Source organism: Desertihabitans brevis, assembly GCF_003327535.1.
GTDB classification, from domain to species: Bacteria; Actinomycetota; Actinomycetes; order Propionibacteriales; family Propionibacteriaceae; genus Desertihabitans; species Desertihabitans brevis.
Genome location: NZ_QOUI01000002.1, coordinates 117,150 through 138,898 on the forward strand (window position 1 = coordinate 117,150; position 21,749 = coordinate 138,898).

16 protein-coding genes are annotated in these 21,749 nt (G+C 71.6%); 4 read left to right on the forward strand and 12 right to left on the reverse strand.

Annotation, left to right across the window (positions count from 1 at the left end; genetic code table 11):
- Positions 1 to 16: 16 nt before the first annotated feature.
- Positions 17 to 1,075 carry a LacI family DNA-binding transcriptional regulator gene (locus tag DT076_RS03900; protein WP_199538946.1) on the forward strand — a complete coding sequence of 353 codons (1,059 nt, stop codon included), beginning with the start codon at positions 17 to 19 and terminating at the stop codon, positions 1,073 to 1,075.
- Between the two features lie 29 nt (positions 1,076 to 1,104).
- Here DT076_RS03900 and uvrA read toward each other — a convergent pair whose 3' ends face one another.
- A complete protein-coding gene (gene uvrA, locus DT076_RS03905) occupies positions 1,105 to 4,185 on the reverse strand; it encodes an excinuclease ABC subunit UvrA (protein WP_114125353.1) in 3,081 nt (1,026 codons plus the stop codon).
- Positions 4,186 to 4,260: 75 nt separating this feature from the next.
- Here uvrA and DT076_RS03910 point away from each other — a divergent pair, with 75 nt between their 5' ends.
- The gene (locus tag DT076_RS03910; RefSeq protein ID WP_114125354.1) at positions 4,261 to 4,995 is read left to right on the forward strand and encodes a maleylpyruvate isomerase family mycothiol-dependent enzyme; all 735 of its coding nucleotides are present in this window, start codon (positions 4,261 to 4,263) and stop codon (positions 4,993 to 4,995) included.
- A 51-nt stretch (positions 4,996 to 5,046) separates the two neighbouring features.
- Positions 5,047 to 5,676 carry an MBL fold metallo-hydrolase gene (locus DT076_RS03915; RefSeq protein ID WP_114125355.1) on the forward strand — a complete coding sequence of 210 codons (630 nt, stop codon included), beginning with the start codon at positions 5,047 to 5,049 and terminating at the stop codon, positions 5,674 to 5,676.
- A 36-nt stretch (positions 5,677 to 5,712) separates the two neighbouring features.
- Here DT076_RS03915 and DT076_RS03920 read toward each other — a convergent pair whose 3' ends face one another.
- The 7 genes from DT076_RS03920 to polA form a co-directional block, all read right to left on the reverse strand.
- Positions 5,713 to 6,906 carry a TerC family protein gene (locus tag DT076_RS03920; protein WP_114125356.1) on the reverse strand — a complete coding sequence of 398 codons (1,194 nt, stop codon included), beginning with the start codon at positions 6,904 to 6,906 and terminating at the stop codon, positions 5,713 to 5,715.
- Between the two features lie 214 nt (positions 6,907 to 7,120).
- Positions 7,121 to 9,214: an excinuclease ABC subunit UvrB gene (gene uvrB / locus DT076_RS03925; RefSeq protein WP_114125357.1), complete on the reverse strand. Its 2,094-nt coding sequence runs from the start codon at positions 9,212 to 9,214 to the stop codon at positions 7,121 to 7,123.
- 59 nt (positions 9,215 to 9,273) lie between these two features.
- A complete protein-coding gene (locus DT076_RS19555) occupies positions 9,274 to 10,374 on the reverse strand; it encodes a hypothetical protein (protein WP_199538947.1) in 1,101 nt (366 codons plus the stop codon).
- Positions 10,371 to 11,639, reverse strand: coding sequence for a PrsW family glutamic-type intramembrane protease (locus DT076_RS03935; protein ID WP_114125358.1), 1,269 nt, complete (start codon positions 11,637 to 11,639; stop codon positions 10,371 to 10,373). The genes DT076_RS19555 and DT076_RS03935 overlap by 4 nt, the downstream gene beginning before the upstream one ends.
- 102 nt (positions 11,640 to 11,741) lie before the next feature.
- Positions 11,742 to 12,353, reverse strand: a complete 612-nt coding sequence (coaE, locus tag DT076_RS03940) for a dephospho-CoA kinase (RefSeq protein ID WP_114125359.1) — start codon at positions 12,351 to 12,353, stop codon at positions 11,742 to 11,744.
- Between the two features lie 91 nt (positions 12,354 to 12,444).
- Positions 12,445 to 13,911 carry a 30S ribosomal protein S1 gene (rpsA, locus tag DT076_RS03945; RefSeq protein WP_114125360.1) on the reverse strand — a complete coding sequence of 489 codons (1,467 nt, stop codon included), beginning with the start codon at positions 13,909 to 13,911 and terminating at the stop codon, positions 12,445 to 12,447.
- A gap of 208 nt (positions 13,912 to 14,119) precedes the next feature.
- The gene (polA, locus tag DT076_RS03950) at positions 14,120 to 16,864 is read right to left on the reverse strand and encodes a DNA polymerase I (protein ID WP_114125361.1); all 2,745 of its coding nucleotides are present in this window, start codon (positions 16,862 to 16,864) and stop codon (positions 14,120 to 14,122) included.
- Between the two features lie 39 nt (positions 16,865 to 16,903).
- On the opposite strand from polA, the gene DT076_RS03955 reads away from it, so the two are divergent.
- On the forward strand, positions 16,904 to 17,308 hold the full coding sequence (locus DT076_RS03955) for a PaaI family thioesterase (RefSeq protein WP_114125362.1): 405 nt from the start codon (positions 16,904 to 16,906) through the stop codon (positions 17,306 to 17,308).
- Between the two features lie 11 nt (positions 17,309 to 17,319).
- On the opposite strand, the gene DT076_RS03960 is transcribed toward DT076_RS03955, so the two are convergent.
- From DT076_RS03960 to DT076_RS03975, 4 genes are all read right to left on the reverse strand, one after another.
- Positions 17,320 to 18,024: an ABC transporter ATP-binding protein gene (locus DT076_RS03960; RefSeq protein WP_114125363.1), complete on the reverse strand. Its 705-nt coding sequence runs from the start codon at positions 18,022 to 18,024 to the stop codon at positions 17,320 to 17,322.
- On the reverse strand, positions 18,017 to 18,877 hold the full coding sequence (locus DT076_RS03965) for an ABC transporter ATP-binding protein (protein WP_114125364.1): 861 nt from the start codon (positions 18,875 to 18,877) through the stop codon (positions 18,017 to 18,019). The genes DT076_RS03960 and DT076_RS03965 overlap by 8 nt, the downstream gene beginning before the upstream one ends.
- A 154-nt stretch (positions 18,878 to 19,031) precedes the next feature.
- On the reverse strand, positions 19,032 to 20,759 hold the full coding sequence (locus DT076_RS03970) for a branched-chain amino acid ABC transporter permease (protein WP_114125365.1): 1,728 nt from the start codon (positions 20,757 to 20,759) through the stop codon (positions 19,032 to 19,034).
- The gene (locus DT076_RS03975; protein WP_114125366.1) at positions 20,756 to 21,748 is read right to left on the reverse strand and encodes a branched-chain amino acid ABC transporter permease; all 993 of its coding nucleotides are present in this window, start codon (positions 21,746 to 21,748) and stop codon (positions 20,756 to 20,758) included. Before DT076_RS03975 ends, DT076_RS03970 begins: the two co-directional genes overlap by 4 nt.
- Position 21,749 lies beyond the last annotated feature (1 nt).

The following is a 21,749-nucleotide window of genomic DNA, read 5'->3' on the forward strand; positions in this document are numbered from 1 at the left end:
TGTAAAGCAGGCTAGGGTGGCCACCGTGAACGCGATCGCCAGCGGCGGGGAGCCGTCCCGGGCGACCCTCCAGGACGTCGCCGCGCGGGCCGGGGTGTCGGCCAAGACGGTGTCCAACGTGGTCAACGGGCACCCGCACGTGCGCCCGGAGACGCGGGAGCGGGTGCTGCAGGCGATGGGCGAGCTGCACTACCGGGTCAACCTGTCGGCCCGGCACCTCGCCCGCGGGCGCACGGGCATCGTGGCGCTGGCGGTGCCGTGGCTGTCCAACCCCTACTTCGCCGAGCTCGCCCACCACGTGATCCGCGCCGCCCGGCGGGAGGCCGAGCGCGGTGAGTCGGTCACCGTGCTCATCGACGAGACGCACTCCGACCTGGAGCGGGAGCGCCAGCTGGTGGCCGGGGTCGGTCCACAGCTGCTGGACGGCGTCATCATCAGCCCGCAGGGGCTGACCCGGGCCGACCTGGAGGCGCTGACCCCGATGGGTCCGCTGGTGCTGCTCGGCGAGCGGATCTTCGACGGCCCGGTCGACCACGTGGCCGCCGACAACGTGGCCGCCGCTCGGGAGCTCACCGCGCACCTGCTCGAACGGGGCCGGCGGCGGATCGCCCTCGTCGGCTTCGGCGACCAGCGGGCCGGCACCGCCCAGCTGCGCCGCGACGGCATCCGGCAGGCCGTGGAGGCCGCCGGGCTGACCCTCGACGCCACGCTGCAGCTGCCGGTGGAGGGTCTGGAGCGCGAGCACGGGATGCGGGCAGCCCGCCGGTTGATGGAGCGGCCCGACCCTCCCGACGCCGTCGTCTGCTTCAACGACGTGGTGGCGGTGGGGATGCTCAAGGCGCTCTCCCTCGACGGCGTCGGGGTCGGGCCCGGGGCCGCGGTGGCGGTGACCGGCTTCGACAACATCCCCGAGAGCGGCTACACCGTGCCGGCGCTGACCACCGTGGACTGGCGCACCGAGGAGCTGGCCGAGACCGCGCTGGAGGTGCTGCTGGACCGGATCCAGAGCCGGCGCACCCTGCGTCCGCGGGAGATCACCACCCCGCACCGGCTGGTGGTCCGCGACAGCAGCTGAGCGGCGCCGCACACCGACGGAGCGGTAGGTCAGGCCGCGGTGCCGCGGGCGGTGCGTCCGCGCCCGGCGCCGGCCTTCCCCCGCGTGGTGCTCTTCGCAGCGGCCCCCTTGCGCGCGGGCGCCTTCTGCGTGCTCGCGCGGCCCGTGGTGCCCTTGCCCTGCTGACCCGCCGACTTCGTGGCGGCTGTCTTCTTCGCAGGCGCCGGCTCGGCCGCCGGCTCCTCCACCAGCGCCTCGCGGACCGGCACCTCCCGGCCGGCGAGGATCTCCTTGAGGAACGACCCGGTGTGCGAGGCGGGGCAGGCCGCCACCTGCTCCGGCGTCCCCTCGACCACCACCTGGCCGCCGCGCGAGCCGCCCTCGGGGCCCATGTCGATCAGCCAGTCGGCGGTCTTGATGACGTCGAGGTTGTGCTCGATCACCACCACCGAGTTGCCACCGTCGACCAGCCGCCCCAGCACCCCGAGCAGGCGCCGGATGTCCTCGAAGTGCAGACCGGTGGTCGGCTCGTCGAGGACGTACAGCGTGCGCCCGGTGGACCGGCGCTGCAGCTCGCTGGCCAGCTTGACCCGCTGCGCCTCGCCGCCGGACAGCGTCGGCGCCGGCTGGCCCAGCCGGACGTAGCCCAGGCCGACGTCGACCAGGGTGCTCAGGTGGCGGGCGATCGACTGGATCGGGGCGAAGAACTCCAGCGCCTCCGAGATCGGCATGTCGAGTACCTCGGCGATGGTCTTGCCCTTGTAGTGCACCTCGAGCGTCTCACGGTTGTAGCGCGCCCCGTGGCACACCTCGCACGGCACGTAGACGTCGGGCAGGAAGTTCATCTCGATCTTGATGGTGCCGTCACCGGCGCAGTTCTCGCAGCGGCCGCCCTTGATGTTGAAGGAGAACCGGCCCTGCTGGTAGCCGCGGACCTTCGCCTCGGGGGTGTCGGCGAACAGCTTGCGGATGTTGTCGAACACGCCGGTGTAGGTGGCCGGGTTCGACCGCGGGGTGCGCCCGATCGGCGACTGGTCGACGTGGATCACCTTGTCGATGTGCTCGGCCCCGGTCAGCGCCCGGTGCCGGCCCGGGACCTCCTTGGCGTTGTAGATCCGCTTGGCCAGCGCGGTGTAGAGGATCGAGTTGACCAGGGTCGACTTGCCCGAGCCGGACACCCCGGTGACGGTGACCAGCTGGCCCAGCGGGAAGGAGACGGTGACGTCCTGCAGGTTGTTCTCCGTCGCCTGGTGCACGGTGATGGCGCGCCCGGTGCGGGGGCGGCGCTCGGCCGGCAGCGCGATCTCGCGGCGTCCGGACAGGTAGGCCCCGGTCAGCGACTCCTCGCTGGCGTAGAGCTCGTCCACGGTGCCCGAGACCACCACGTTGCCGCCGTGCTCCCCCGCGCCCGGGCCGATGTCGACCGCCCAGTCCGAGGCCCGGATGGTGTCCTCGTCGTGCTCGACCACGATCAGCGTGTTGCCGAGGTCGCGCAGCCGGATCAGCGTGTCGATCAGCCGCCGGTTGTCGCGCTGGTGCAGCCCGATGCTGGGCTCGTCGAGGACGTAGAGCACCCCGACCAGGCCGGAGCCGATCTGGGTGGCCAGCCGGATCCGCTGCGCCTCGCCGCCGGAGAGGCTGCCGGCGGGCCGGGACAGGCTGAGGTAGTCCAGCCCGACGTCGAGCAGGAAGCGCAGCCGCTCCTGGATCTCCTTGAGCACCCGCTCCGCGATCTGGCGCTCGCGGTCGGTGAGCTCGAGCGAGCCCAGGAAGGCCGAGGCCTCCTCGATGGACATGTCGCTGACCTCGGCGATGTTCTTGCCGCCGACGGTGACGGCCAGCGAGGCGGGCTTGAGCCGGGCGCCCTTGCAGCTGCTGCAGGGCACCTCGCGCATGTAGCCGGCGAACCGCTCCCGGGAGGAGTCGGTCTCGGCTTCGGCGTGCCGGCGCTTCACGTAGGGGATGACGCCCTCGTAGCTGGCGCTGTAGCGGCGCTCGCGGCCGTAGCGGTTGCGGTAGCTGACCAGCACCGGGTCGCCGACGCCGAGCAGCAGGATCTGCACGGCGCGCTTGGGCAGCTCGCGCCACGGGGTGCTGGTGTCGAAGCCCTCGGCGGCGGCCAGCGACTCGATCAGTCGCTGGAAGTAGTCGGCCACGTGGGCGCCCTGCCACGGGGCGATCGCGCCCTCGGCGATGCTCAGCTCGTCGTTGGGCACCACCAGCTCGGGGTCGACCTCCATCCGGGTGCCGATCCCGGAGCACTCCGGGCAGGCGCCCCAGGGCGCGTTGAAGGAGAACTGCCGCGGCTCCAGCTCGTCGATGGCGATGTCGTGCTCGTTCGGGCAGGCCATCTTCTCCGAGAAGCGGCGCTCGCGCTCCGGGTCGTCGGCGGACAGGTCGACGAAGTCGACCGAGACCACGCCCGAGGCCAGCCCGAGCGCCGTCTCCACCGAGTCGGTCAGCCGCTGCTTGGCGCTGGGCTTGACCGCCAGCCGGTCGACGATGACCTCGATCGTGTGCTTCTGCTGCTTGTTCAGCGTCGGCGGGTCGGTGAGCTGGTGCACCTGCCCGTCGACGCGGGCCCGGGAGAAGCCCTGGGTGGCGAGCTGGCGGAAGAGGTCGACGTACTCGCCCTTGCGGCCGCGGACCACCGGCGCCAGCACCTGGAAGCGGGTGCCCTCCGGCAGGGCCATCAGCCGGTCGACGATCTGCTGCGGGGACTGCCGGGCGATCGGCTCGCCGCAGACCGGGCAGTGCGGGCGCCCGGCACGGGCCCACAGCAGCCGCAGGTAGTCGTAGACCTCGGTGATGGTGCCCACCGTCGAGCGCGGGTTGCGCGAGGTGGACTTCTGGTCGATGGAGACCGCCGGGGAGAGCCCCTCGATGAAGTCGACGTCCGGCTTGTCCATCTGGCCGAGGAACTGCCGCGCGTAGGCCGACAGCGACTCGACGTAGCGGCGCTGGCCCTCGGCGAAGATGGTGTCGAAGGCCAGGCTGGACTTGCCGGACCCGGACAGGCCGGTGAACACGATCATGGCGTCGCGGGGCAGGTCGAGCGAGACGTTGCGGAGGTTGTGCTCGCGGGCACCCCGGACGACGAGGCGGTCACTGGCGACGAGACGGTCATTCACTCGAGCCACTCTATGTGCCCCCTCCGACAGTTCCTGCTGCCCTGGTCCGCACCCCTCCCTCACTAGGGTGCTGCCGTGAGCACCACGCGGACCAGCCCCGCCGACGTCCCCGAGCTCCGCCGGCTGCAGGTCGGGGCGACCCGCCGGCTGCTCGGTGAGACCGTGCGGCTGTCGGAGGAGGAGTGGCGCACCCCCACCGCCCTGCCCGGCTGGACCCGGGCGCACCTGGCCAGCCACCTGGCCCGGCACGCCGAGGCCCTGGCCGCGTTCGTCCGCGGCCACCTGGCCGGTCGGCCCGCGCCGCTCTACCCCTCCCGCGAGGCGCGCGACGGCGACATCGAGCGGGGCGCCGCCCGGTCGGGGCCGGAGCTGCAGAACGACCTCGACGCCTCCGCCGGTGCGCTGGAGGAGGCCTTCGACGAGGTGCCCGGCCCGGTCTGGCGGGCACGGGGCGAGCCACGGCCCGGGTTCGCCGTGGAGCTGGGGCTGCTGCCGGTGATGCGGCTCGCCGAGGTCGAGCTGCACCGGGTCGACCTCGGGCTCGGCGCCCGGGTGCGGGACCTGCCGCCGGAGGTCGCGCTGCCGCTGCTGGGCTACCTGGGTCTGCGTCAGGCCGGGCGCACGGACTACCCCGGGCTCCAGCTGGTGCCGCAGGAGGCACCCGACCGTGCACTGGTGCTCGGCGCCGGGGACGCGGCGCCGCAGCGGGTCACCGCCCCGGCGGCCGTGCTGGTCGGTCTGCTGACCCGGCGGGTGCCGGTCGACGAGGTGCCGGGAGCCGCCGGGCTCGAGCTGCCACCGCTCGGCTGAGCGCGACCCGCCCGTACGAGGACGGCCGCTGCGCCCCGTAGGCTGCCCGGCATGGCTGCGCGGAGCGAGTCGCTGGGGCACGGGGTCGAGCTGCACACCCTGGTCGTCGGCCCGATGGAGAACAACGCCTACCTGCTGACCACCGAGGACGACGCCGTCCTCGTGGACGCGGCCGCCGAGCCCGGGCGGCTGCTCGAGCTGGTGGCCGGACGTCGGGTCAGCACCATCATCACCACCCACCGTCACGCCGACCACATCGGCGCCCTGGCCGAGGTGGCGACCGCCACCGGCGCCCGGCTGGTCTGCGGTGCCGACGACCGGGACGCGGTCGCAGCGGCGACCGGGACCGACCCGTCCCCGCTGACCGAGGCCGACGAGGTGCCTCTCGGGCGGCACCGGCTGGGCGTCGTCGAGCTGGTGGGTCACACCCCCGGCTCGATCACCCTGGTGCTGGCGCTGCCCAGCCGCCCGGTGCACCTGCTCACCGGCGACAGCCTCTTCCCCGGCGGACCGGGGAAGACCTGGAGCCCGGAGGACTTCACCCGGCTGATGGACGACCTGGAGGCCAAGGTGTTCGCCCGCTTCGACGACGCCACCGTGGTGCACCCCGGACACGGCGAGCCCACCACGCTCGGCCGCGAGCGGCCCTCCCTCGGGGAGTGGCGCGCCCGCGGCTGGTGAGCCGGACCCGGCCGCCCGGCACGGGCCCGGCCGGGCTCAGCGCCGGGACGGGTCCTGCTCGTAGGACCCGCGGCCGGAGGTGTCGTCCCCGCGGTAGAGGTGGTCCGGCCCGGAGGCGTCCTCCGCGTCGCGGTGCGTGGCCGGCGGGTCGACCAGGTCGTGCCCGGTGAGGGCGGTGCCCTCGGCGTCGTCGGGCACCAGCTGCTCGTCGCGGGCCTTGTCCTCGTCGTAGCGGGACTTGATGAGGCTGAGCACCGTGGTCACCAGCAGGACGCCGATGATGACGACCAGCGACAGCCAGATCGGGATCTCGCCCTCGGCCGGCAGCGTCACCACCCAGTCGTGCATGGCCGTCATCGCCCCGCCCAGGACCGGCCAGTCGCCGTACTGCCCGGCCTCGTGCATGGCGTGCAGGACCAGCTTGACGCCGATGAAGGCGAGGATGACCGACAGGCCCAGCGACAGGTAGACCAGCCGCTTGAGCAGGCCGCCGATGAGGAAGTACAGCTGACGCAGACCCATCAGGGCGAACACGTTGGCCGTGAAGACCAGGAACGGCTCCTGGGTCAGCCCGTAGATCGCGGGGATGGAGTCGAGGGCGAACAGCAGGTCGGTGCTGCCGAGGGCCAGGATGACCAGGGCCATCGCGGTGAACACCCGCCGGCCGTCGACCCGGGCGGTCAACCTGGTGCCGTGGTACTCGTCGGTGAAGGGCAGGCGCCGACGGGCGAACCGCATCATCGCGTTCTCGGCGTCCTCGTCGTCGTCGTGGTTGCGGTAGTCGATGACGAGCTTGACCGCGGTGTAGACGAGGAACGCGCCGAAGAGGAAGAAGATCCAGGAGAACCGCTCGATGGCCACGGCGCCGACCGCGATGAAGATCGCGCGGAAGACCAGGGCCAGCACGATGCCCACCATCAGCGCGAACTGCTGCAGGTGCCGGGGCACCTTCAGCGCACCCATGATGATGATGAAGATGAAGAGGTTGTCGAGCGACAGGCTGTACTCGGTCAACCAGCCGGCGAAGAACTCACCGGCGTACTGCGGGCCGGAGAACCACCAGACGCCGAGACCGAAGAGGACGGCCAGCGCCACGTAGATGCTGACGAAGGTGCCGGCCTCCTTCATCGACGGCTCGTGCGGGCGACGACCGATGATGAGGATGTCGATGGCCAGCACGGCCACCAGGACGATCGCGGTGATCACCCAGGTGTAGAGGTGCACGTTCATGCAGCGATGACCTTCCGAGGGGAGGCGACGGCGGGGACCGGAGGTCTCTTCCACTGGTCGCGGCGACGAGCCAGCGGTGACGCCGGGCCCTCGCCGCAGCTCAGGTCCGTGATGACGACGCCACCAACGGGGAATACTCCCCTCCGCCGGCCCAATCTACCCCAGCCGAATCCCCGTCCGGCATCCAGACGTCGCCGCGTGACCGAGGCCACAGTCAGCGGCTGGCCTCGATCATCTGCCGCAGCTCCTTCTTCAGCTCGCTGATCTCGTCGCGGAGCCGGGCGGCCAGCTCGAACTGCAGGTCGGCCGCCGCCGAGTGCATCTGCGAGGTGAGGTCCTGGACCAGCTCGGCCAGCTCGGAGGCCGGCAGCGCGCTGACGTCGCGACCGTGCGCACCCACCTCGCCCAACGGCACGGGTGAGCGCTGCTGCTTGCGGCTGGCCCCGGCCCGCGACATCACCTCGGCGGTGTCGGCGTCCTCGCGGGCGAGCATGTCGGTGATGTCGGCGATCCGCTTGCGCAGCGGGGTCGGGTCGATCCCGTGCTCGCGGTTGTAGGCGATCTGCAGGTCGCGGCGGCGGTTGGTCTCGTCGATCGCGGCCTGCATCGAGGGGGTGATGGTGTCGGCGTACATGTGCACCTGCCCGGCGACGTTGCGCGCGGCGCGGCCGATGGTCTGGATCAGCGACCGGTCGCTGCGCAGGAACCCCTCCTTGTCGGCGTCCAGGATGCTCACCAGGGACACCTCGGGCAGGTCGAGGCCCTCGCGCAGCAGGTTGATGCCGACCAGCACGTCGTACTCGCCCATCCGCAGCTCGCGCAGCAGCTCGACCCGGCGCAGGGTGTCGACCTCGGAGTGCAGGTAGCGCGTGCGGACCCCGTTCTCGAGCAGGTAGTCGGTGAGGTCCTCGGCCATCTTCTTGGTGAGCGTGGTGACGAGCACCCGCTCGTCGCGCTCGGCGCGGGCCTTGATCTCGCCCATCAGGTCGTCGATCTGGCCCTTGGTCGGCTTGACCACCACCTCGGGGTCGACCAGCCCGGTCGGGCGGATCAGCTGCTCGACGAAGCCGTCGGAGCGGGCCAGCTCGTAGCTGCCCGGGGTCGCCGACAGGTAGACCGTCTGGCCGATCCGCTCGACGAACTCCTCGAACTTCAACGGGCGGTTGTCCATCGCGCTGGGCAGCCGGAAGCCGTGCTCGACCAGGGTGCGCTTGCGCGACATGTCGCCCTCGTACATGCCACCGATCTGGGGCACCGTCACGTGCGACTCGTCGATGACGAGGAGGAAGTCCTCGGGGAAGTAGTCGAGCAGGCAGTTCGGCGGGGAGCCGGGCTCGCGCCCGTCGATCGGCTGGGAGTAGTTCTCGATGCCGGAGCAGGTGCCGATCTGGCGCATCATCTCGATGTCGTAGCTGGTGCGCATCCGCAGCCGCTGGGCCTCCAACAGCTTCTGCTGCGACTCCAGCTCGGCCAGGCGCTGCTCCAGCTCGTGCTCGATCCGCTTGATCGCGGCCTCCAGCCGCTCCGGACCGGCGACGTAGTGGCTGGCCGGCATCAGGAAGACCTGCTCGTCCTCGCTGAGCACCTCCCCGGTCAGCGGGTGCATGGTGCTGAGCCGCTCGATCTCGTCGCCGAAGAACTCGACCCGGACCGCCATCTCCTCGTACTTGGGGAACACCTCCAGGGTGTCGCCGCGGACCCGGAAGGTGCCCCGGGTGCCCGCCAGGTCGTTGCGGGCGTACTGGATGTCGACCAGCCGGCGCAGCAGCAGGTCGCGGTCGACCTCCTCCCCCACCCGCAGCGTGATCATGCGGTTGAGGTACTCCTCGGCGCTGCCCAGGCCGTAGATCGCCGACACGGTGGCGACCACGATGACGTCGCGGCGGGTCAGCAGGGAGTTGGTGGCGGAGTGCCGAAGCCGCTCGACCTCCTCGTTGAGCGAGGAGTCCTTCTCGATGTAGGTGTCGGTCTGCGGGACGTAGGCCTCGGGCTGGTAGTAGTCGTAGTAGGAGACGAAGTACTCCACCGCGTTCTTCGGGAAGAAGTGGCGCAGCTCGTTGGCGAACTGCGCCGCCAGCGTCTTGTTGGGCTGCATGACCAGCACCGGACGCTGCAGCCGCTCGGCCAGCCAGGCCACCGTGGCGGTCTTGCCGGTGCCGGTCGCGCCGAGCAGCACGACATCCTGCTCCCCGGCCCTGATCCGCCGCTCGAGCTCGGCGATGGCCTTCGGCTGGTCACCGGACGGGTCGAACTCGCTCTCCACCCGGAACGGCGCCACCTGGCGCTGCAGCTCTTCGATCGGACGCATGCAGCGAGCCTACGACGCGCCTCCGACAGTTCCCTCCGCCGCGGATGCCGGGAACCTCGTCAGAGGTCCTCCACCATCGACAGCACCATGGCGGTGTAGTCCTGCCCGGTGGCGTCGGAGACCTCCTCGCCCGAGGCCAGCTGCCCCATCGCGATCACCCCGTCGTCGTTGACCGCCAGGATGGACAGCAGCACGAACTGCGACGTGCCACCACCGCTGGAGTCGGTCACCACGGCCACCCCGACCGCCGCTTCCTGGCCGGCGAGCTCGGTGGCCTCGGGCTGGGCCACCACCTCGACGTCGGAGTACACGTCGGCGAGGCCGTCGTAGTGGGCGGTCAGCACCTCGGTGGCGGAGTACCCCGAGAACCCGTCGAGGGAGTCGGCCAGCACCAGCTCGGAGTCGTTGCTCAGCTGGGCGTACGTGCCGGTGGCGTCGACGACCTCCCAGCCCTCGGCCACGGTGAGGCTGACACCGGTGTCGAACTCGAGCTGCTCGCCACCGCCGCCACCACCACCACCGCCGCCGCCCTGGTCGGTCGGCTCGTCGGTGGGCTCCTCGGTCGGCTGCTCGGTCGGCTCCTCGGTGGGCTCGGACGTCGGCTCGCCGCTGGGGGTCGGCGCGGGCGTCTCCACGCGGGTCGGCACGGGCTGCGGGGTGGGGTCGTCGCCGCCGGAGGTCAGCGCCCAGATGATCCCGCCGATGGCGCCCAGCAGCACGAGTGCCGCGACGGCGATGCCGATCAGCAGCGCCGGCGACTTGCGCGAGCCACCGCCGGGACCACCGGGCGCTCCGTAGCCGCCCTGTCCCGGGCCGCCGGGGCCGTACCCACCCTGTCCCGGGCCGCCGGGGCCGTAGCCGCCCTGTCCCGGACGACCGCCGTAGGGCTGCTGGCCGTACCCGGGCTGACCACCGTAGCCGGGCTGACCGACCGGGCCCTGGCCGCCGTAGCCGGGCTGGCCGACCGGGCCCTGACCGCCCGGCTGACCGCCGTAGCCCGGCTGGCCGCCATAGCCCGGCTGGCCCTGACCGCCGTAGCCCGGCTGGCCGCCATAGCCCGGCTGGCCCTGGCCGCCGTACCCGGGCTGTCCGCCGTGAGCTGGCTGACCCTGCGCGGGCGGCTGCTGACCGGGCTGCTGTCCCCAGGGACCCTGGCTCATCGCTCCTCCTCGCGGGCGGTCTCGGTGCTGACGGCGGTGGCGGTGCCCCCAGGTGCGGGGGTGCCGGCGGTCGGGTCCGCGGGCGGACCGTCGGACGGGGCCGGGGTGCCGCCGGGGCGGCCGTGCAGCCGGTGCTGCACCTTGATCGCGGCACCGCAGGCGTTGCAGAAGCCCGCGCCGGGCACCAGCGGCATCTCGCAGCGCCGGCAGAAGGCCAGCTCGCCGGTCTCGCCCACCACCTCGCGGGCCTCGGCCTCGAGGGCGGCCTCCATCAGGCCGTGGTGGAGCACGTTGCGCACCCGCAGGATCAGCACCGCGGCGATCAGCAGCCCCCACACCACGCTGAGGATGACGCCGAGGGTCGGGTCGGGGGTGAACCCGCAGAAGTAGATGCCGGCGCCGTAGAGCACGTTGGCGATGACCGCCTCGGCCACCCCGCGGGCGTAGCGCGGCGTGAACCCGTCGTAGCCCTTGCCCAGACCGGAGAACTCGGCCACCGCGATCCCGGTGGCGGTGCCCATGATGATCGGCTTGACGAAGCCCTCGAGGAAGATCAGCGACGCCCACAGCCCCGGCTCGTCGACCCCGCGACCGCCGCCGACCACGAGATCCCAGTGCTTGACCAGGGTGTCGAAGGCCGCGAACGCGACACCGGAGATGATCCCGAAGGTCAGCCCGTCCATCAGGTCGTCGAACTCACGACGGCGGGCCAGCAGCACCGGCCCGATCTGGCGCAGCAGCTCCCCGACCACCGGCACCAGCAGCGCGGCCAGCAGGAAGTCGGTGACCTCCGGGGCGCCGCTGGTCGACGTCTCCAGGCCCAGGTCGCCGACGGAGAAGGTGGCCCCGCGCAGCAGCGTCCAGATCAGCGTGAACACGAGCGCGAGCGCGCCGGTGAGGCCGAAGGCCAGGGCCACCACGGGCACCGGCTGGTCCTCCCACAGGTTCACGTCGTAGAGGTAGACGATGTAGACGACCGGGATGGCGAAGGCGGCGATCATCACCGCCAGCGGCAGGGCGCCGAAGATGGCGGTGCCCAGCGCCAGGGTCAGCGCGATCACCAGCGCCAGCCGGTAGGTCTGGGGGTGCTCGGTGACGCCGCGGGGCATGATCGTGGAGACCAGCGAGAACGAGGCCACCGGCTCGTCCGGCTTCACGGCGAAGGACTTGCGGCGGGTGACGTCGTTGCTGCGGACGTCGAGGCCGCAGTGGTGGCAGTAGAGAGCCACCTCGGGGAGATCGGTCTGGCAACGCGGGCAGGGCACGCGGCAACCTCCTAGGTCGGCAGCGGACACCTCGTCATCCGCTGGGCCCAGCGTGGCGCACCACGGGGCGACCGCGCCCGGTCACGACACGACCGCGAGATCTCATTTCGGTAACGGCCGCCGCTCCCGGGAGTCCCACCACTCCTCCACCTGCCGGCGCAGGGCATCCCGGTCGCCGTCGTTGCGCCAGACCACGTCGGCGGCCGCCAGCCGCTCCTCCCGGCTCGCCTGCGCGGCGATCCGGGCCCGGGCCGCCGTCTCGTCCGAGCCATCGCGCTCGCGCAGCCGGCGCAGCTGGGTGGTCGGGTCGACGTCGACCACGACCACCGTGTCGAACCGGTCCTGCTGGCCGGTCTCGACCAGCAGCGGGATGACCTGCACCACCACCGCCCCCTCCGGTGCGGCCCGCTCCCGCTCCGCGGCCAGCGCCCGCACCCGCGGGTGGATGATCGCCTCCAGGTCACGCCGGGCGCGCTCGTCGCCGAACACCAGCCGGCCGAGGGCGGGACGGTCCAGGGCGCCGTCGGCGGTGAGCACACCCGGGCCGAAGCGGTGCACCACCTCCGCCAGCCCGGGGGTGCCCGGCTCGACCACCTCGCGGGCCAGCAGGTCGGCGTCCACGATCACCGCGCCGAGGCTCGCCAGCACCTCGGCGGCGGCGCTCTTGCCCGAGGCGATGCCCCCGGTCAGCCCGATCCGCTCCCGTCCCGTCACGCCGCCATCGTGGCAGACCGGCCGGGGACGACCGCGGCCCCCGACCCACGAGGGGTCGGGGGCCGCGGTGCGATCCGTCGGCTACCGCCGGTCAGCTGCCGCCGCCGGTGAGCTTCTGACGCAGGGCCTGCAGGGCCTCGTCGGAGGCCAGCGAGCCACCCTGGTCGTCGGGCTGCTGGGCCGGGGCCGGCGCGGAGGAGTAGGAGGTCTGCGCGGCAGTGGCGGCCTGGGCGTCGGCGTTCTCGGCCTCCTCCACCTGGCGCTTGTGGGCCTCCCAGCGGGCGTGCGCCTCGGCGTACTGCTGCTCCCAGGCGATCCGCTGCTCGTCGTAGCCTTCCTTCCACTCCTGGGTCTCCGGGTCGAAGCCCTCGGGGTAGAGGTAGTTGCCCTGCTCGTCGTAGGACGCGGCCATGCCGTACAGCGTCGGGTCGAAGTCGTCGGCGTTCACGTCGACGTTCTCGTTGGCCTGCTTCAGCGACAGCGAGATACGGCGACGCTCGAGGTCGATGTCGATGATCTTCACCATCACCTCGTCGTTGACGCTGACCACCTGCTCGGGGATCTCGACGTGGCGCTCGGCCAGCTCCGAGACGTGCACCAGACCCTCGATGCCCTCCTCGACGCGGACGAACGCACCGAACGGCACCAGCTTGGTGACCTTGCCCGGCACGATCTGGCCGATCTGGTGCAGGCGGGCGAAGGCCTGCCACGGGTCCTCCTGGGTCGCCTTGAGCGACAGCGAGACGCGCTCGCGGTCCAGGTCGACGTCGAGCACCTCGACGGTGACCTCGTTGCCCACCTCGACGACCTCGCTCGGGTGGTCGATGTGCTTCCAGGACAGCTCGGAGACGTGCACCAGGCCGTCCACGCCGCCCAGGTCGACGAAGGCGCCGAAGTTGACGATGGAGGAGACCACACCCTTGCGGATCTGGCCCTTCTGCAGCTGGGTGAGGAAGTTCTGGCGGACCTCGGACTGGGTCTGCTCGAGCCAGGCGCGGCGGGACAGGACCACGTTGTTGCGGTTCTTGTCCAGCTCGATGATCTTGGCCTCGAGCTCCTGGCCCACGTAGGGCTGCAGGTCGCGCACGCGCCGCATCTCCACCAGCGAGGCGGGCAGGAAGCCGCGCAGGCCGATGTCGATGATCAGACCGCCCTTGACGACCTCGATCACGTGACCCGTGACGACGCCGTCCTCCTCCTTGATCTTCTCGATCGTGCCCCAGGCGCGCTCGTACTGAGCCCGCTTCTTGGACAGGATGAGACGACCCTCCTTGTCCTCCTTCTGCTGGACCAGGGCCTCGATCTCGTCACCGACGCTGACCACCTCGAAGGGGTCGACGTCGTGCTTGATGGAGAGCTCCTTGGAGGGGATCACCCCTTCGGTCTTGTAACCGATGTCGAGCAGGACCTCGTCACGGTCGACCTTGACGACGGTGCCGTTGACGATGTCGCCGTCGTTGAAGTACTTGATGGTGGCGTCGATGGCCGCCAGAAAAGCTTCGGGAGACCCGAGGTCGTCGATCGCGACCTGCGGGGTTGCCTCGAGGGAGGACGTCATGTAGTAGGGCTCCGATTGTGGACGTGCGTGTGGTGTCGGTGCTGCGCCCGGTTACCCCGGGGACCGACCAGCGAGAACGACCGACCCGATGAGCGGGGTGCGTCACCCCACTCGGTACGAGGGCACGCGAGACACAGCGCTGCGCAAGCCTACCCCGCGCCCGCCCCGACGGCAAAGGGCACGACCAGCCCACCGGACCGGGGCCGCCTCAGTGCGCGGCCTCGAACCAGGACCGGCCGAACCCGACAGAGACGTCGAGCGGGACCGACAGCTCCATCGCCTGCCCCATCTGGGTGCGGACCAGCTGCTCCAGGGCCTCGTGCTCCCCCGGCGCGGTCTCGAAGACGAGCTCGTCGTGCACCTGCAGCAGCATCCGGCTGCGCAGACCCTCGGCCTCCAGCGCGCGCTCCACGTTCAGCATGGCGACCTTGATGATGTCGGCGGCCGAGCCCTGGATCGGGGCGTTGAGCGCCATCCGCTCGGCCATCTCCCGGCGCTGCCGGTTCGAGCTCATCAGGTCGGGCAGGTAGCGCCGGCGCCCGAGCAAGGTGGAGGTGTACTCGGTGCGGCGGGCGTCGGCCACCAGGGAGCGCAGGTAGTCGCGGACGCCGCCGAAGCGCTCGAAGTACTCCTCCATCAGCCCCTTGGCCTCGGCGGTGTCGATGCCGAGCTGCTGGCTCAGGCCGTAGGCGCTCAGCCCGTAGGCCAGGCCGTAGTTCATCGCCTTGATCTTGGCCCGCCGGTCCGGCGTGACCTCCTCGGCCGAGACGCCGAAGACGCGGGAGGCGGTGACGGTGTGGAAGTCCTCCCCGCTGCGGAAGGCCTCGATCAGCCCCTCGTCGCCCGAGGCGTGGGCCATGATCCGCATCTCGATCTGGGAGTAGTCGGCCGTGAGCAGCGACTCATACCCCGGCCCCACCACGAAGGCGCGGCGGATCCGGCGTCCCTCGTCGGTGCGGATGGGGATGTTCTGCAGGTTGGGGTCGGTGCTGGACAGCCGTCCGGTGGCGGCGATGGTCTGGATGTAGGTGGTGTGGATGCGCCCGTCGTCGGCCACCGACTTCAGCAGCCCCTCCACCGTCTGACGCAACCGGATCGCGTCGCGGTGGGCCAGCAGGTGGGCCAGGAACGGGTGCTCGGTCTTGACGAAGAGCTGCTGCAGGGCGTCGGCGTCGGTGGTGTAGCCGGTGCGGGTGCGCCGGGTCTTGGGCATCCCCAGCTCGTCGAAGAGCACCACCTGCAGCTGCTTGGGCGAGCCGAGGTTGATCTCCTTGCCGAGCACGTCGTAGGCCGACTGCTGGGCGCTCTGCACCGCCGCGTCGAACTCCGACTCCAGACCCTCCAGGTAGTCGACGTCGACCGCGATGCCGGTGCGCTCCATCTCGGCCAGGGTGCGCAGCAGCGGCAGCTCGACCTCGCGCAGCAGCGGGGTGGAGTCGCGCGTGCCGAGCTCGGCGTCCAGCACCTCGGCCAGGTCGATCACCGCCCGCGCCCGCACCATCGAGGCGTTCACCGCGGCGCCGACGCCGGAGTCGTCGTCGCCGGCCTCCTCGGGGGAGGAGAAGTCGAGGGTGTCCTGGGCGGAGTCGTCCTCGACGTCGATCCGCAGCTCGCGCTTGAGGTGGCGGATGCACAGGTCGGCCAGGTCGTAGCTGCGCTGGTCGGGGCGCAGCAGGTAGGCCGCGACCTGCGTGTCGGACTCCAGCCCGCCCAGCTCCCAGCCGCGCGACCACAGCGCCAGCAGCGGCCCCTTGGCGTCGTGCAGGGTCTTCTTCTGCTCGGCGTCGGCCAGCCAGCCGGCCAGCGCCTGCTCGTCCTCGGGCCCGAGCTCGGCGACGTCGACCCAGGCGGCCGAGCCGTCCACCGAGGCGATCGCCAGCCCGCTGACGTCACCACGCCCGGCACCCCAGTGCCCGATGACGTCCAGACCGGTCCGCTTGCCGCGGGCGTGCGCGTCCAGCCAGCCCTGCAGGGCGCCGGGGGCGAGCACCTCCCCGGCCACCTCGAACCCGCCCTCGGGCTGGGTCTCCTCCTGCGGCAGGGTCTCCAGCAGCCGGTCGCGCAGCACCCGGAACTCCAGGCTGTCGAAGAGCGTGTGGGTCGCCTCGCGGTCCCAGGTGCGCCGCTGCAGCTGCTCCAGCGTCACCGGCAGCGGCAGGTCGCGGACCAGCGCGTTGACCTGCCGGTTGATCCGGACGCTGTCGACCCGCTCGCGCAGCGCCTCACCGGCCTTGCCCTTGATCTCGTGCGCCCGGTCGAGGACGTTCTCCAGGCCGTCGTACAGCTCGAGCCACTTGGCCGCGGTCTTCGGCCCCACCCCGGGCACGCCGGGCAGGTTGTCGCTGCTCTCCCCCACCAGGGCGGCGAGCTCGGGGTAGCGGGCGGGGGTGACGAAGTACTTCTCCTCCACCGCCGCCGGCGTCATCCGGGCCAGGTCGGAGACGCCGCGGCGGGGGTAGAGCAGCGTGACCCGGTCGGTGACGAGCTGGAAGGCGTCGCGGTCGCCGGAGCAGATGAGGACGTCCATGCCCGCCTCGCCGGCCTGGGTGGCCAGGGTCGCGATGATGTCGTCGGCCTCCCACCCCTCCATCTCGATGTGGACGATGTTGAGGGCGTCCAGCACCTCCTTGACCAGCCCGACCTGGCCGGAGAACTCGGCCGGGGAGCTGCTGCGGTTGGCCTTGTAGTCGGCGTACACCTCGGTGCGGAAGGTGGTGCGGGAGACGTCGAAGGCGACCGCGACGTGGGTGGGCTGCTCGTCGCGGAGCACGTTGATGAGCATCGAGGTGAACCCGAAGACGCCGTTCGTGTGCTGGCCCGTCCGGGTGGAGAAGTTCTCCACCGGGAGGGCGAAGAAGGCCCGGTAGGCCACCGAGTGCCCGTCGATCAGCAGCAGGCGCGGACGCTCCTGGGCGGGGACGACGGCATCGGTGCTTGGCTTCGACGTGACCACGTCGCGACTCTAGTGCGTGGGCCTGACAGAGTGCGGGCCATGACTGAGCTGCCCGACTGGGTCCGCCCGCTGCACAGCGCCCTCGACGACAAGCTCGGGCTCGAGCTGCTCGAGGTGGCGCCCGAGCGCGCGGTGGGACGGGTGCCGGTGGAGGGCAACACCCAGCCGCTGGGGCTGTGGCACGGCGGCGCGTCCGCGGTGCTGGCCGAGACCCTGGGCTCGATGGCCGCCCTCGCCCACGCCCGCACCCTGGACCGGGTGGCAGTCGGGGTCGACCTCAACGTCACCCACCACCGGGCGGTCCGCTCGGGCTGGGTGACCGGCACCGCGACCGCGCTCCGGCTGGGCTCGACCACCGCGATGTACGAGGTGGCGCTGGCCGACGACGCCGGCCAGCGGATCGGCAGCGCCCGGCTCACCTGCGCCGTCGTGGCCCCCCGCTGACGGGAGTCGGCTCAGTCCTCGCCGAGGTAGGTGCGGCGCACCCGGTCGTCGGAGAGCAGGTTGGCGCCGGTGTCGTCGAAGGCGATCGAGCCGACCTCGAGGACGTAGCCGTGGTCGGCCAGGGCGAGCGCGGCCGAGGCGTTCTGCTCCACCAGCAGGATGGTGACGCCCTCGGCCTTGAGCTCGGCGATGGTGCTCATGATCCGCTTCATCATCAACGGGCTGAGGCCCATCGACGGCTCGTCCAGCATCAGCATCCGCGGCCGGCTCATCAGCGCCCGGCCGATGGCCAGCATCTGCTGCTCACCGCCGGAGAAGGTGCCGGCCGGCTGGTGGCGCCGCTCGTGCAGGATCGGGAACAGCTCGTACACCCGGGCCAGGTCGGCCCCGGCGCCGCGGTCGCGGCGGGCGAAGGCGCCGAGCATGAGGTTGTCGACGACGGTCAGCCGCGGGAAGATCCGCCGTCCCTCCGGGGAGTGCGCCAACCCCCGCTGGACGATCTTGTGCGCCGGCAGCCGGTCGATCCGCTCACCGTCGAACCAGATCTCCCCCGCGTCGGGGGCGTGCAGCCCGGAGACGGTGCGCAGGGTGGTGGTCTTGCCGGCACCGTTGGTGCCCAGCAGCGAGACCACCTGGCCCTGCTCGACGGCGAAGCTGATCCGCTTGACCGCGCGGACCCGTCCGTAGGAGACCACCAGGTCCTTGACCTCAAGCACGGGGTGCTCCGTCCTCCGGCCCGGCGCCGGTCTGCTCGTCGGGACCGTCGGCGGACGTCCCGATGTAGGCCTCGATCACCCGCGGGTCGGACTGCACCTGCTCGGGCGTCCCCTCCACCAGCACGCTGCCCTGGACGAGGCAGAGCACCCGGTCGCAGAGGTTGAAGATGAAGCGCATGTCGTGCTCGATCACCACGACCGCCAGCCCGGTCTCGCGGATCCGCTGGATCAGCACCTCGGCCTGCCGGGTCTCCTGCGGGTTCATCCCGGCGGTGGGCTCGTCCAGCAGCAGCAGCTGCGGGTCGGTGGCCAGCGCGCGGGCCACCTCGAGCCGGCGCTGGTCGCCGTAGGGCAGGTTGCGGGCCAGCGAGTCGGCGACGTCGGGCATCCCGACGAACTCCAGCAGCTCCTGGGCCCGGGCCCGGGTCTCGGCCTCCTCGCGGCGGAACTTCGGCCCGCGCAGGATGGAGGTCAGCGGGCCGGCCGAGGTGCGGCAGTAGCGGCCCACCATGACGTTCTCCAGCGCGGTCATGTTCTGGAACAGCCGGATGTTCTGGAAGGTGCGCGCCATCCCGGCCCTGACCACGGCCCGGGGGCGCGGTCGCAGCGGACGTCCGGCGAACGAGACCACCCCGCTGGTCGGTTTGTAGAGCCCGGTGAGGCAGTTGAAGAAGGTCGTCTTGCCGGCCCCGTTGGGACCGATCAGCCCGACGATCTCCCCCGCCCGCACGGTGAGGTCCACCTCGTCGACGGCCACCAGCCCGCCGAAGCGCATGGTCACCCCGCGCGCCTCCAGCAGCACCTCCCCGGCCTCGGGGGTGTCGAACGTCGCCTGTTCCTCGAGCGTGGTCATCGGTCCTCCTCGCCGCTCGGCGTCGGCACCCGACGGGCGTCCCGTGCGGCGCCGCTGACCGCCTCACACACCTTCGCCGGGCCCCACCCACGCTGCACCAGGTGTGCCGGTGCACGAAGGTGTGTGAGGTGGCAGGGGGTTCGCATCGCCGTGGTCATCGTGCGCCCTCCGGTTCGGCCCGGCCGGCGCCGGGTGGGGCCTCGCCGGTGTGCGCGGCGAGCTCCTCGTCGTCCTCGTGGAACTCCAGCTGGCGGCGCCGGCTGGCGATCAGGCCCTCGGGTCGGAACCGCATCATCACCACCAGCAGCAGACCGAACGCCAGCAGGCGGTACTCGTCGAAGAAGCGCAGCTTCTCCGGCATCAGCCGCAGCAGGGTGGCCCCGACCAGGACGCCGAGGATGGTGCCCATGCCACCCAGCACCACCGCGGCCAGCAGGAACGCCGACTCGAGGAACACGTACTGGTCCGGGGTGACCGAGATGTCGTGGTGGGCCTTGACCGAGCCGGCCACGCCGGCCAGGAAGGCGCCGCCGGCGAAGGCGAAGAGCTTCAGCCCGAAGACGTTGACCCCCATCGCCTCGGCGGCCTTCTCGTCCTCGCGGATGGCCACCCAGCCCCGGCCGATCCGGCTGCGGTTGAGGTTGGCGAACACCACGATGACCAGCCCGACGAGCACCAGCAGCAGGAAGTAGTAGTTGGCGAACCGCGGGATCTCCACCCCGAGCATGACGTGCGGCTCCCCGAAGTCGAACCCGAAGAGGTTGAGGTCGGGGATGTTGGGGATCCCGTTGGAGCCGTTGGTGAGGTCGGGGCCGTCGTTGCCGTCGAGGTTGATCATCACCAGCCGGAAGATCTCGCCGAAGGCCAGCGTGACGATGGCCAGGTAGTCGCCCGACACCCGCAGCGTCGGCGAGCCGATGATGAGGCCGAAGATGGAGGCCACCACCCCGCTGATGAGCACGGTGACGATGAACGGCGGGTTCCACCCGACGGCACTGAACGCCGATCCCGACAGGATGGCGGCGACGAAGGCGCCGGCACCGAGGAAGGCGATGTAGCCGAGGTCGAGCAGACCGGCCAGACCGACCACGATGTTCAGCCCGAGCGCGGTGGCGGCGAAGATCAGCACCTGGGTGGCGATCGACATGTTGGCGTTCGAGCCGTCCTGGGTGAACGGGAAGGCGAAGGCCACCAGGAAGGCCGCCATCACCAGCACGGGCCGGAACCGGGCCGTCTGGCTGGAGAACCAGCCGCCGAGCCCGATCCTCAGCACCAGGGTCACCGCAGCACCGACGAAGACCAGCAGGGCGATGAACACCCCGGGGTCGTCCTCGTCGAGGGCGTGGGCGATGAGCAGCAGGCTGCCGAGCATCACGGCGGCGATGACGAGGATGACCAGCCAGGCCGGGCTGTGCACCCGGCCCAGGGTGGCCGTCCGCTCCGGGACCAGCAGCCGCGTCCCGGCGAAGGCCAGCAGGGCGCCGGCCAGGGCGATCCAGCCGCCGTACTCGACGTTGACCAGCCCGCCGAGCTCCAGCGCCACCGCGACCACCACGACGGCCTGGAAGACCAGTGCACCGGTGGCGACGGCCGAGGCCCCGGTGTGCCAGGCGAACCAGCGACGACGAGCCGCCGGCAGCCGCGGCACCAGGAAGCGGGCCGCCAGCAGGCAGACCAGCAGCGCCGCCCCCAGGGCCAGGCCGAGGAACTGGGTCGGGGAGGGGCCGCCGAGGTAGGTCATGTCGTCCATGGCCTCGTCGCCGTAGGCCCACGGCAGGTACGGCGCCCCGACCAGGACGACGGCGCCGACCAGGGCGACCAGCCAGCCGGTGCCGCCGTGGCGGCGTCGGCGCTCGTCGGTGACGATCTGCGGCAGCCTCATGCCCGGTCCACCACCCTCGCGCCGAGCAGACCCTGCGGACGGAAGACCAGGACGAGGATGAGCAGGGCGAACGCCCACACGTCCTTCCAGGCCGAGCCGCCGAAGGTGCCGGGGATGTAGGCGGTGGCCATCACCTCGACCAGCCCGAGGACCAGCCCGCCGACCACGGCGCCGTTGATGTTGCCGATACCGCCGAGGACGGCCGCGGTGAACGCCTTGAGCCCGGCCAGGAAGCCCATCCGGAACTCGATGTTGGTGTACTGCAGGCCGTGGGCGATGCCGGCCACCGCGGCCAGCGAGGCACCGACGGCGAAGGCGACCATGATGATCCGGTCGACGTCGATACCCATCAGCCGGGCGGTGTCGGGGTCCTGGGCGGTGGCCTGCATGGCCCGCCCCACCCGGGTCCGGTTGACGAAGAGGTAGAGCCCGATCCAGCAGAGCACCAGCGCCACCACGGTGAAGATCGCCGCGTACTGCAGGGTGACGCCGCCGATCACGAAGGACCCGCCGCTGACGCCCTCGATCGCGGGGAAGACCGGGGCCGCCTTGGCGTCGGGGAACTCGAAGGGGATGTCGTCGCCGAAGACGAGGCGCTGCAGCCCGTTCGGGATCGGCCCGTAGAAGAGCCGGACGAACTCCTGCAGGAAGACGGAGATGCCGATGGCGGTGATCAGCGGGGCCAGCCGCGGGGCCCGGCGCAGCGGGCGGTAGGCGAAGCGCTCCATCAGCAGCGCGGTGAGCACCGACACCCCGACGGCGCCGACCAGCATCACCGGCAGCATCCACCAGGCGGTGATCTCGGCGCGGCCGAGGATGATCCAGGTGCCGAGCGCGCCGAAGGCGCCGACCATGAAGATCTCGCCGTGGGCGAAGTTGATGAGCTGGATGATGCCGTAGACCACGGTGTAGCCGACGGCGATGAGGGCGAACAGGGACCCGAGGGTCAGCCCGTTGACGAGCTGTTGGAAGAAGTAGGCAGGATCCATC